The 12,628-nt window shown below is 44.3% G+C and carries 11 protein-coding genes; 9 read left to right on the top strand and 2 right to left on the bottom strand.

All coding sequences use genetic code 11. From position 1 onward, the window contains the following. The first annotated feature begins 8 nt into the window (after positions 1-8). From RID53_RS25635 to RID53_RS25615, 5 genes are read left to right on the top strand one after another with little or no spacing between them, the layout of a single operon-like run. Complete coding sequence (locus RID53_RS25635) at positions 9-863, top strand: TylF/MycF/NovP-related O-methyltransferase (RefSeq protein ID WP_446390780.1); 855 nt, start codon at positions 9-11, stop codon at positions 861-863. 42 nt (positions 864-905) lie between these two features. After that, entirely contained in the window at positions 906-1,697 is a 792-nt protein-coding gene (locus RID53_RS25630) for a methyltransferase domain-containing protein (protein WP_446390779.1), read from the top strand. 42 nt (positions 1,698-1,739) lie between these two features. Next, complete coding sequence (locus RID53_RS25625; RefSeq protein ID WP_446390778.1) at positions 1,740-2,492, top strand: class I SAM-dependent methyltransferase; 753 nt, start codon at positions 1,740-1,742, stop codon at positions 2,490-2,492. A gap of 32 nt (positions 2,493-2,524) precedes the next feature. Beyond that, the gene (locus tag RID53_RS25620; RefSeq protein WP_446390777.1) at positions 2,525-3,307 is read left to right on the top strand and encodes an acyltransferase; all 783 of its coding nucleotides are present in this window, start codon (positions 2,525-2,527) and stop codon (positions 3,305-3,307) included. A 41-nt stretch (positions 3,308-3,348) separates the two neighbouring features. Further along, positions 3,349-4,335 carry an NAD-dependent epimerase/dehydratase family protein gene (locus tag RID53_RS25615; protein ID WP_446390776.1) on the top strand — a complete coding sequence of 329 codons (987 nt, stop codon included), beginning with the start codon at positions 3,349-3,351 and terminating at the stop codon, positions 4,333-4,335. Positions 4,336-4,631: 296 nt separating this feature from the next. On the opposite strand, the gene RID53_RS25610 is transcribed toward RID53_RS25615, so the two are convergent. Continuing rightward, positions 4,632-6,020 (bottom strand): flippase, encoded by a 1,389-nt coding sequence (locus tag RID53_RS25610; RefSeq protein ID WP_446390775.1) that lies wholly within the window; start codon positions 6,018-6,020, stop codon positions 4,632-4,634. Between the two features lie 315 nt (positions 6,021-6,335). Here RID53_RS25610 and RID53_RS25605 point away from each other — a divergent pair, with 315 nt between their 5' ends. Then, positions 6,336-8,162 (top strand): metallophosphoesterase, encoded by a 1,827-nt coding sequence (locus RID53_RS25605; protein ID WP_446390774.1) that lies wholly within the window; start codon positions 6,336-6,338, stop codon positions 8,160-8,162. A 295-nt stretch (positions 8,163-8,457) separates the two neighbouring features. Then, positions 8,458-9,066, top strand: a complete 609-nt coding sequence (locus tag RID53_RS25600; protein WP_446390773.1) for a hypothetical protein — start codon at positions 8,458-8,460, stop codon at positions 9,064-9,066. A gap of 159 nt (positions 9,067-9,225) precedes the next feature. Here the strand turns inward: RID53_RS25600 and ychF are convergent, their stop codons facing one another. Continuing rightward, positions 9,226-10,317: a redox-regulated ATPase YchF gene (gene ychF, locus RID53_RS25595; protein WP_446390772.1), complete on the bottom strand. Its 1,092-nt coding sequence runs from the start codon at positions 10,315-10,317 to the stop codon at positions 9,226-9,228. Between the two features lie 38 nt (positions 10,318-10,355). Here ychF and RID53_RS25590 point away from each other — a divergent pair, with 38 nt between their 5' ends. Next, on the top strand, positions 10,356-11,708 hold the full coding sequence (locus RID53_RS25590) for a helix-hairpin-helix domain-containing protein (protein WP_446390771.1): 1,353 nt from the start codon (positions 10,356-10,358) through the stop codon (positions 11,706-11,708). A gap of 214 nt (positions 11,709-11,922) precedes the next feature. After that, positions 11,923-12,534: a hypothetical protein gene (locus RID53_RS25585; RefSeq protein WP_446390770.1), complete on the top strand. Its 612-nt coding sequence runs from the start codon at positions 11,923-11,925 to the stop codon at positions 12,532-12,534. The last annotated feature ends 94 nt before the right edge of the window (positions 12,535-12,628 follow it).

Below are 12,628 nucleotides of genomic sequence, written 5' to 3'. Positions count from 1 at the left end.
CTAAAAAAATGAAATATCCAGATAAATCTCCATTGATTATCTTGTTGCGGCGCTTAGGTCAGCTCTTACCAGGAAACTATCTGAAAACAACGGTTTACTTAAATTTAATTCACAAACCTCGTAAGATATTGCGTCGTCTTCTGAATAGCTTTTATCGAATGGATATAATTTACGAAGTTATTCAGGAGTTTAAAAATCAGTATAAGGGAAAATTTTCTATTCTTGAATTTGGCACAGCCGATGGTTATTCTTTTACGAAAATGCTGTATGCGACCAAGTATCTTGACATGGATGACCGAATCACTGTTCACACCTTTGATTCTTTCGAGGGAATGCCCGATTCTGTTGATGCAAAAGACAAAGATATCATTGCAGATGATGGATGGGTTAAGGGTCAATTTAAGGGAAGATATCAAGAGCTTGAAGACTACTGTCGGAGTCACTATCAAAATTACCACATTCACAAAGGCTATTTTCAGGATACTCTGACTGATGTATGTCTCAGTACACTGGAAACTAATTTACCTATTTTAGTTTGGATAGACTGTGATTATTATAGTTCAACTCGCATCGTTTTTGACAAGTTGATTCCTTACTTACCTAATGGTTGTGTAATCTATTTTGACGACTACGATTTTAACTTCGGTTCGCGATTCACTGGCGAAGCCAGAATTGTCTATGAGATTAATCAAGGTGTGTTGGGTGAGGGAATAGAGTTGATTTTGGATCGAGAGCTATCATTAAATTCTAACCGTGTGTACCGTTTCATGCGCTTCGAGTCCGACCTCCATTTTGAGCGATTGTATAAACGGAATTTGGCGAGTCAATTGCGTCAACGAACCAATGATTCACCGATGCCATGAGTATGCTTAACTAAGGAAACAGTGAATAATTAGGAAATAACGATGAAAAAGATATTAGAAAAAGAATGGCCTCTGTTACTATTTGAAAAATCTGTGCTGAAACAGAGAAAATTCCAAGAAATTACTGCGTTGTTGGGAGAAAGTACTGAGTTACACTGTCTGGATATTGGTTCTGATAATGGTGTGATTAGTTATCTGCTTCGTCAACGGGGTGGAATCTGGAAAAGTGCTGATTTAGATGAACATACAGTTGATTCCATCCGGGGATTGGTGAAAGACAACGTATTTCAGATTGATGGTCGTCAAACCCCATTTGCTGATAACGAATTTGACCGAGTGGCTATCATCGATTTTTTGGAACATATTCACACCGATGAAGAATTTGTTAAGGAATTATTCCGTATTATCAAACCTGGGGGAGAATTAATCATTAACGTGCCGCATATCAAAAACAGCCTACTGCGAAGGTTTCGGCTAGCAATTGGACAGACGGATGAAAAACATGGACATGTCAGACCGGGGTATACCGTGGATGACTTAGTATCTTTGCTGATGGGTCGGTTTAAAATAGTCAGTCACAGAACCTATTCTAAGTTTTTCTCGGAAGCCATTGACACGTTGATGACATTGGCACTTGACGTATTGAAACGGGGAGGCGCAAAATCTCAGAAGGGTCGAATTGTTACCGGACAAGACATGAAGCGATACCAAAAAATGTTCAGGATGTACTCTTTGGTTTATCCGGTTGTTTGGCTGTTTTCTAAGCTAGATGGTTTATTATTAGGAGTAAGTGGTTATATGCTAATTGTCAAAGCCAGAATTGATAAAGCCTAGGAAATAGTTGGCATAACCTTAGTTGTTCAGGGGCATGAAACAATGGTTACGACAAATAATTTTCCCGAAACAGCCGATATCGAAACATCTTCAGACGATTATGCATCCCGTTTTGCTGGGGAAATTGGCGCTTGGTTACTCAAGGTTCAAGAAGACGCAACGCTGAAGATGCTAGCGGCTTATCCCTATGCCAAGATTTTAGATGTTGGCGGTGGGCATGGTCAACTGACGGAGGCGCTGATTCAGAACGGTTATCACGTTACAGTGTTGGGAAGTGCAGAGAGTTGTAAAGCACGAATTCAACATTTTGTGGACGCTAATCGTTGTGACTTTAAGGTGGGTAATATTTTGGACTTACCCTATCCGGATAACACGTTTGACATTGTGATTAGCTATCGGCTACTTCCGCACGTCAGTCAATGGAAACCCTTTCTGGCTGAATTAGGTCGGGTGGCGGATAAAGCTGTGATTGTAGACTATCCGACGGTTAGAAGTGTGAACGCGATCGCACCCTATTTATTTAAGCTAAAGAAAGGCGTAGAAGGCAACACACGACCTTTTACCTGTTTCCAAGAATCTGAACTGCTGGATTACTTCCATTCTCTCGGACTCACCCCCATTGACCGTTATCCACAATTTTTTCTGCCCATGGTACTACATCGAATGTTAAAGTCCCCTCACATTTCATCAGCCTTAGAAAAATTATCCAGAGGGTTAGGATTAACCTATTGGTTTGGCTCTCCGGTTATTTTGCATTGCAGCTTGACAAATCGGAAAATCTTAAAAATGAAGTAACTGATAATCATCATTATTTTTGAGAGGTAACTATGATATCGCCTAAAACGAAAAATCGAGTCTATAAGACTCCATTAACAGAGCAACTGAGTCAAACAGAATCTTCTGTATTAAAACGATATCAAAACAAAGTTTTGGGAAATGACCGAATTTTTTATTTGTTAAAATACGAAGTCGTAACATCCTTATTTGGCAACGTTAACGGTGGCTTAGGTTATTTACTTCGCAAACGATTTTATCGCAACCTTTTCAAGAGTATTGGTAAAGGAGTAATTTTAGGAAAAGGCATTGTATTGCGTCATCCTGGACAGATTTTTCTCGGGGATCGTGTAGCTATTGACGATTATGGACTATTAGATGCCAGCGGTGCTGGCGAGGAAGGGGTCTACCTAGGAGATGATGTGATTGTCTCCAGAAATTGTGCGATACGGGGTAAAACAGGTTCAGTGAGAATCGAAGATAAAACCGATATTGGCTGTAACACTATTCTTTCGTCTACTACCGGAATTTTTATTGGTCGTTCTGTGTTAATTGGTGGCAACTCTTATATCGGTGGCGGACGTTATCTATCAGACCGTTTGGATATTCCAATGATGGAACAGGGAATTTACTCACAAGGACCGGTTGTGATCGCAGATGATGTATGGTTAGGTGCTGGCGTAATTGTACTGGATGGAGTTTCCATTGGCAAAGGATGTATTGTTGGCGCAGGAGCTGTCGTGACAAAAGACCTTCCCGATTATGCGGTGGCGGTTGGAGTACCCGCTCGAATCATTCGCAACCGTAAAGAAACAAAAGAAACAAAAAAGGTTTAACTATTTACGGTGAAATTTCTGTATTAATTTGGAGTAAAAAAATGAAAATTTTAGTCACAGGCGGGACAGGCTTTACGGGCAGCCATTTGACGCGACGTCTACTACAAAAAGGGCATGATGTAGTCGCTATTGATAATAAGCCCGGTCTCTTTTTTGATGAACTCAAGGAACGAGGCGCAGAGATTCACATTGGCAGTGTGGCAGACCGAGATCTTGTGGATAAAGTTACCCAAGGGTGTGAAGTGGTTCACCACTTAGCAGCAGCATTTCGCCAAGTCAATCTTCCCAAGAAGGTCTACTGGGATGTAAATGTTGAGGGAACGCGCTACCTACTAGAAGCGGCTCTGAAATATGGCATTGAGAAGTTCGTTTATTGCAGCACTTGTGGGGTTCACGGAAATGTTAAACAAACCCCCGCTGATGAAAATGCGCCGATTACCCCGGCGGATTACTACCAATACACAAAATACGAAGGAGAGAAACTCATACCTGATTTTGTGCAAAAGGGTCTAAAGGTTCTAACACTCCGACCAGCAGCCATATATGGACCAGGAGATCCAGAGCGCTTTTCTATCCTCTTCAAACGGGTGAAAAAGGGACGCTTTTTAATGTTTGGAGATGGTCAGTGTCACTACCACCCCTTGTATATCGATAACTTAGTGGATGCCTTTGAACTCGCTGCTGCCTCAGAGAAAGGCAATGGGGAGGCATACCTGATCGCCGATGAAAACTACTATACCCTCAATAACTTGGTCACAGCGATTGCAAAAGCTATAGGTGTAAATCTGACCATTATACATCTGCCCTTCTGGCCTCTTTGGACAGCAGCTTTGGCAACGGAGATGGTTTATAAACCTCTGCCAGGGATCAATCCACCTCTGTTTCGGAGACGGGTTGATTGGTTCCGGCAGAATCGAGCTTTCAGTATTGAAAAGGCTAAACGAGAACTAGGTTATCAACCTCAGGTCGATTTGGACAAGGGATTAGCGTTAACGGGTAAGTGGTATCAAGAACAGGGCATTCTGTGATGTACTCCGACCTCGACGCTCAGATTGTATGGCACGGGATTTTCCTTTGGCGATAGAAACTCCCCCTTTAGAGACGACGCTTAGCTTTTTTGGCTTTTCTAGACTAGCTATGATAAATGACTACAAAATAATCTCCATAATCTTTGCTAAGCCAGAATCATGGAGATTAAAAAAAGCAATTCTAATTGTTTAGATCCTTTGCTATTTACGGGGTTAAGCTCCTTTAAATTGCTAATTTGCCATAACCAGTCTAGGAGAGCTGCTTTTTATAACAAAGATCGCTGATTTTAGGTCATTCATAAAAAGCGATCACGGCGCATAATCACAACTATCGTGGCAATACTGGGAAGCATTAATCCCAACCCAACAATTGGTGTCAATCCATACAGAATCAGCGAGGGAATTGCAGTTACTAGCAAACTCATTACTGCAATAATGCTAAGGCGTTGGCTTATATGCTTATACTCCATGCGATTCATCATGTATAGACCTATAAAACACAGCATTAGTTCACTCAATAAAGTTGCTATGGCTGCACCAGCACTTCCTAGATAAGGAATAAGAATAAAATTGGAGAGTACATTTGTCATTGTTGCTCCAAACATAAGAGCAGGAAGTTGCTTTTCTCGTCCGGTAGCTTGAAGTAACTTTTGCACTAAAGTCCCAAACATTTTAAAACTCAGGCTAGGTAGCAGAATTGCTAGAGGTTTCACGGAAGGAGCAAAGGCTTCGCCATAAATAAGCTGCACTAATATAGGTTGGGTAAAACCAGCAACAACAATCACAGGTAACGCTACTCCTAAAAGAAGGCGCGTACACTTATAAATCTGCTCTGGAAGTTTTTCAGGTTCGTTGGCATAATATCGAGCAAATCGAGTGAAGGCGACATAGAAAATAACTTGTGGCAACTCAGTAAAAATTTCCAGCATCCGGTAAGCTGCACTGTAGAACCCCGCTTCCCCCGTAGGAGCTAATCCCTTGAGCATAACCACATCAATCTGATAGTAAAGAATCCACAGAACGCCAGATAGCGCAAATGGGTAAGCTGTCCGAACCGATTGCCAAAGTTTATTCAGGCTGAGAGGTAACCAGATCGAAGTTTTCCGACTCAGGTAAACCAGCAACCCCACAATATCCAGGAAACGGACAAGAACAAACGTTCCGACTACCCATACTAAATTGTTTGATAGAAACAGAACGATGCATGAAAGTAGCACCGCGAAAAATCGCTCTATGGCTACGGAAACCGTTTCACTTCTAAACCATCCCATCCCTTTAAGAACACCGCGTAGCGTCATTTTCACACTACGACAGAGTTCGGCAAAGATGACTAAGTAGCAGACAATTAAACCTTCACCTTCGTAACCTAACAAGCGAGCTAGGGGAAAGAGAAGAATGAGAACAAGCAGGAAGCTTAATCCCTCAATAATCAGAAACTGACCTGTCGATTTAGATCCTTCGACTGGGTTGGCGGCTACCTCGCGAGTCAGTAGTGCTGGAAATCCAAACTGGATGAGCAGGGAAAGGATGGCTCCCAAGGCAACAGCAGCCGCGAAAATCTCATATCGCTCAGGTCCGAGGACACGAGCAAGAATGATATAGAAGAAAAATGTCAGAGCGAGAGTTGCTTCTCCCACCAGAACATAGAGATAGGACAGATCCAAACGACTAAGTAAGGTTCTCACAGTCAGTTAAAGTGATTTAGATTACATCCCTGAACGTTCAGCAACCTCCCTAGGAAAGCCCAGGATAGCTATTTCTTTTTTAAACAGTAGGTTGCTGATTGTAAAGTTTTATTTAGATACTCAACACCTCTATCATTGACATCTTTGTCAGGTGAAAAAATTCCTGTCTCAGGATACGAGCAGTTCTTTCCTTTAAACCACCAAAGCCAAAGAAGAAGTCGAGGTAATATATTATCGTAAACAAGACGCGAACAGACTCTTACTTTCCTGTTTAACTGAGCAGTATTGCATCTAATCTTGTATCGAGGACGATTCATGGTCAATCGTTTAACCAGTCGCCCACTTCTTATTGTCGGTTTGCTTGTCGTCTTCATTGCGCTGGCGCCCATTGTCGTGCTATTTACTCAACAACCCCCTTACCGCTTCCCACCGCAACTGCTGACTGATCCATTTCTACAATTGCCCACTGACACCTCGGTGCGCGTCGTCTGGTTTACAGAATTTCCTGGAACCCGTCATAGTGTAGCTTATGGACAAGGACTGAGGCGGGTTGCGATCGCGAATACCACCAAACTCACTCGTACCCGGGAAGACCAAAAATCCCGTGTTGGAGAACAAACCGAAGATGCTCTAGTTTACCAGAAACCGACGCCAAGGGATATCTGGCGACATGAAGCCGAGGTAACGGGACTCACTCCGGGTGAACGAGTTCCCTATCAAGTAACCAGTGTGCGGAATGATGGACAAATCATCAAGAGTAACCCATTTACCTTAGCCGCTGCACCTCCCCCTGATACCCCCCTGAAAATTCTGCTCACCTCGGATCACCAACTCATGCCCATGACAGCCGCCAATTTACAAAAGGTAGCAGAAACTGTGGGTAAAGTGGATGCCATTTTTCTCGCCGGAGACTTAGTAAATATTCCCGATCGCGCCTCCGAATGGTTTGATGATAATCGCGGCGGTGCTTTCTTTCCCGCACTTCAAGGTCAGGCGAATTATCAACTAGAGAAGAATAACATTACTACCCGCTACACCGGAGGTGAGTTAATTCAACATGCGCCCTTATTTCCCGCCACAGGAAATCACGAGGTTATGGGACGATTTTCTACAGATAGCGGATTAAATGACCAATTCAATGACCCCATTCCTCGCCAAGTTGCAGCAGAACTATATCAAGAAAAGTCCGCTCATTTGAACTCGAATAACCCTCTCATTTGGCTCAAAGAGCATTCCTTTAATACCGACACCTACAACGAAATTTTTACGCTACCGGGAAACGAGAACTATTACGCCATAACCTTTGGTGATATTCGTCTAATTTCCCTGTACATTACCAACATCTGGAGAACGCCCAGCCTCAAACCCAATGCAAAAGGACGGTATCGGGAACGAGAAGCCGATTTAAATAATCCCACGGCTTGGGGATATGGACAGCATATTTTTGAACCGATTAAACGGGGCAGTCCTCAGTATAACTGGCTCAAGGCAGAACTCAACAGTCCAGAATTCCAACAAGCCAACTATAAAATCGTCATGTTTCACCATCCCCCCCATTCCTTAGGCGACAATATTGTCCCACCTTATACTGACCCCGTACAAATTATAGAACGGGATGGGAATGGAACGATTACGGGGGTGCGTTATGATTATCCTCCCCAAGCCGATTATATTCTGCGGGATGTGATCCCCTTACTCGAAACCGCAGGCGTACAACTGGTTTTATATGGACATTCCCATCTTTGGAATCGCTTCGTGAATCCTCAGGGAATCCATTTTCTGGAATCATCAAATGTGGGGAATACTTACGGGGCTTACCTGGGCGAAAAACAGCGTAAAGTGCCAGAGGGTAAAGACTACGCGGCGACGGGAGATCCCAATGGATTAGAACCGATACTGCCAACCATTGCACCCTTACGGGGGGAGAATAACCAACCCTTACCGTATATTTCCAGTAACGATATCACTGTATTTAGCATCTTAGACACCAGCACAGGAATCGTCAGCAGTTATCGCTTTGATACCAGGAAACCCGACTCAGACATAATCAAGTTTGATGAATTTCAAATCGCCCCGGTTCGTAGTCAGGGCTTTAGCCTAACCAAGTCAATAATCCCATCATTATCGTTAAAATATCCCTAAAGAACGTGTTGACTACTCATAAAGTCAGGTTGGGTTTGTTTGGTCTTGACACTTCTTTAATGCGGTTATATTATGTCCGGTTGAATACTGACATTTAGGTGGAGACAAGGCAGAGGGAAGAAGGCTTCAAGGGAAGGAGCAAGGTTGCAAGGAAGAAGGATATTACGGTTCTTTTGGCGGACATGATATTAGTGAAATAGAGCCTATCTAAATCGAGTAAAATAGTCTGAGTTGTCCTGTTTGAGGGAAAAAAGGATGTGGCACATAAAATTAGTTGAGAGGCGGTAGACCACCTATGGTATTTACCGACTTCAAATCCCTGGCTCAAGTTCAACAAGAATACAATATTAAGTATTCAGAGGACAACTTTATTTCATATATTGACTTGAAGCATTCAGATGATTTCCGTAACGAATTTGACTTTAACCTAGAAAATATAGATGTTTTTACATCTGAAGCCTCTCGCTGTGAAAATGTTATTTATCCAATCTTAAGAGAAGTCTATAAAAGCTTTGTTGATAAATACACCCTCTGGAGCCATAAGTCCATTACTTATGACCATAAACTCACAGGTACACCTGATTATTTAATATCAACAAAATCAGAACTCGGAAAAACCATACTGGGTTTACCGCTTGTCGTCGTTGTTGAAGCCAAGCAGAATAACTTTATTGAAGGGTGGGGACAATGCCTTGCGGAGTTAATTGCCGCACAGAAGATGAACCAGAATGAAACAAAACCTATCTATGGCATTGTTACCGATGGAGAATTATGGCAACTGGGGCGGCTTGTGGGGGATGTTTTTACGAAAGAGAAAACCCGAATAGCGATTACAGATTTAGATAAATTATTTGGCGCGATCGCGTTTTTGCTAGCTGACTTTAAAAGGCTAGAGATTAGCTGATCAAAACTTTAAATTCACAGGAATTCAGTTACCGTTGTAGTGGGTAAGAGCAACGAACAATAATATAAGGGTGAGTTAGTTTATAACTCTTGCCCACCCTACCTAAAATCTGTTGAAACCTGCGTAGGCAGGTTTTGTGTGTGTAGTTGAGAATTGGACTTACACATTAAACCGAAATAGCATTACATCGCCTTCTTGCACCACATACTCTTTCCCTTCCGCCCGCACTAATCCTTTATCCTTCGCCGCATTCATTGATCCAGACGTTACTAAATCATCATAACCAACCGTTTCCGCCCGAATAAATCCCCGCTCAAAATCCGTGTGAATCGTACCAGCCGCTTGGGGGGCTTTCATTCCGGCTGTAATCGTCCAAGCCCGGGTTTCTTTGGGTCCCGTGGTTAAAAAGGTGCGTAATCCTAATAACTCATAAGTAGCCCGAATTAAGGATTTTAATCCCCCTTCTTCCACGCCTAACGACTCCAAAAAATCTCCCCGTTCCTCTTCGGGTAACTCAATTAATTCTGACTCCACTTGGGCTGAAACCACCACAACTTCTGCCGCTTCAGAGGTTGCCACTTGGCGCACTTGTTCCACCCATTCATTCCCAGCGGCTAAATCATCCTCTGACACATTCGCCGCATAAATAATCGGTTTTGCACTCAATAATCCTAACGGCTTCACCGCCTCGGCTTCGTCTTCGGTTAAACTAATATTCCGCGCCGATTTACCTTCATTCAATCCCGCACTCAACTTTTCCAACGCTTCCAGTTCCAACTGCGCCTCTTTAGAGGTTTTCGCCTGCTTGCGGGTGCGTTCCATGCGGCGTTCCACTTGGGCTAAATCCGCTAACGCCAATTCCAGATTAATCACGTCAATGTCACGTACTGGATCAACGGAACCGGAAACATGGATAATATTCTCATCATCAAAACAGCGCACCACATGGACAATGGCATCCACTTCTCGGATATTGGCTAAAAATTGGTTCCCGAGTCCCTCGCCTTTACTCGCCCCCTTCACCAATCCGGCAATATCGACAAATTCAATCCGAGTTGGCACAATTTGCTCAGAGGTGGAAATTTTCGCCAGCACAGACAACCGTTCATCGGGTACAGCGACAACCCCAACATTCGGCTCAATCGTGCAGAAGGGAAAATTCGCCGCATCTGCTTTAGCATTGGCGACGAGGGCGTTAAATAAGGTTGATTTGCCTACGTTGGGCAATCCCACAATTCCGGCTCTTAGCATGTCAGCGCAATTTGGAAACGATTTAAGGAGTTCTAAACGTGGTTAAAATTATCGGTCGTAAACCCTTGGGTACTCAACCAGTCTATGACATTGGCGTCGAGCGCGACCATAATTTTCTGCTGGCAAATGGCTCGGTGGCGTCCAATTGCTTTAACAAGTCCCACTCCACGGCGTATGCCTATGTTACCTATCAGACGGCTTTTCTGAAAGCCAATTATCCGGTGGAGTACATGACAGCGCTGCTAACCGCCAGTAGTGGGAATCAGGACAAGGTGCAGAAGTACATCGCCACCTGTACCACCATGGGTATCGATGTCTTGCAGCCGGATATTAACCGATCGCAGGTTGATTTTACCCCAGTCTCTGGCAAAATCTTATTCGGATTCTCGGCAATCCGGAATTTGGGCGAGGGGGCGATTGAGACTATTCTCCAGCAACGGGAAAAGGACGGGGATTTTCAGTCATTAGCCGATTTTTGCGATCGCGTGGAGTTGCGGGTGGTGAATCGTCGCGCCTTGGAATCCCTAATTTACTCTGGGGCGTTTGATCGCCTAGAGAAGAATCGCAAGCAACTGATTCACGATTTAGATGTGCTGATTAGTTGGGCGCAAGATCGGGCGAAGGATCGAGAGAGTGGTCAAATCAATATTTTTGATGTCTTAGGAAACACGGACAATAACAACAGTGAGGCGAATGATGCCTGGAAAGCTGCTCCGAAAACCCCGCAGGTTGAGGATTTCTCGGCGCAAGAAAAACTACAGCAAGAAAAAGAATTGCTTGGCTTCTATGTCTCCGATCACCCCCTCAAATCCGTGCGCCCCGTCGCCAATCAGGTGCTGACTCCGATTAACCTAAATGAGTTAGCCGATCAAAATAAACGCACCATCCTAAGTGCCATTGTCATGCTGACGGAGGTCAAATTTCACACCACCAAAACCAGTGGCGAACGCATGGCATTTGTGCAAATGGAAGATCTCACGGGTCAAGCCGATGGCGTTATTTTTCCGAGAACCTTTGAGCGAATTAGTTCCTTCATTGAAAAGGATGCCCGTTTAATTGTGTGGGGGAAGGCGGATGAACGAGATGAGAAAATCCAGATGATTATCGAAGATGTCGAACCGATTGAAACGGCACAAATGATTATTGTGGAACTGACCCCCCAGCGCGTGGACACAGCTACCCTGAAACGTCTCCAGTCGATTTTGCAAGAACAATCTGGGGAGAGGAAACCGCAAAAAGTGCCAGTTATCGCTAGGGTTGGGGCGTTAAATCAGAGCCAATTTGTGCGCTTTGATCCTAAATACTGGGTACAAGATTATCAAGGTATGGTTGACAGGCTGAAGTCGGCAGGATTTCAAGCTCGTACCAAGGCGTTGGCGAAAAATCAGTAGGGGCTGCGATGCGATCGCCTCCAGGTCAAGATAATAGGTCAATATAATCTGTAGGGGCGGGTTTAGGAACTAACCTATCGGCACATAACCGATAACAGTTGTTCAAAACCCGCCCTTTCCTAGAGCGCCGGTAAGCGTAATCATGATGGGGGTAAAGCATAAGAACATAGGTTAACACAACAGTTGTGAGCCGTCTAATTGTGTAAAGTTTGACATGCAAATCCTTCCTGACAAGAACCTCAAAGCTCGCTTTTTCAATGCGTTCGCCTCGCGCCCCCGACCCGTGGCTAGTCAGATCTTGCGATCGGCGGTAAACTACAACGGCGATCGCCTGCGCCAACTCCTAGCTACGAATACGTCAACAGAACTCTCGGTGTACGATCTCCGAACCGAGGTCGAAGGCAATCTCTGGATGCTTGCTCCGGAGGCATTCCGGTACTTCCTACCAGCCTTCCTGTACGCTTCCCTGGAGTCATATCCATCTGTGAGTATCTTCGTCTCCGAACTCGTAGGCGCACTTACCGAACCCTCTCGTACAGCCGTCGTAGAAGCGCTTGATCGAGCTACTAGGCTCCCGTCTGGTCTCGGTTTGCCGGACGACATGACCGAGCTACTCCGTAAGCAGCAGCTCGAATGGTTCGATTCCGGTACTCCACTAGCCATTTTCCACGAGCGCTTTGACAGCCTGGCTCCCGCCGAAGGTGCAGCGATTCTCGATTTCTTTGTCGCCCTCCAAGAAGCCCACGGCGCGGATTTTCCGTTCGGAGAGCTGGAGATAGCGGTCGATCGGTACTGGAGCCGCTACCGAGCATTTATGGATAACTGACAAGAATATACTAGATTTCAAGACTGATACTGCGATCGCGCTGATTTTCCCTTTGTGATTGACTATGGCTTTGCAGCAAGTTCTAAATCTTGAA

It is taken from the genome of Coleofasciculus sp. B1-GNL1-01, assembly GCF_040220235.1.
GTDB lineage: Bacteria > Cyanobacteriota > Cyanobacteriia > Cyanobacteriales > Coleofasciculaceae > Coleofasciculus.
Note: the sequence above shows the minus strand (reverse complement) of the source record. Positions and strands in the feature narration are given on the sequence as shown.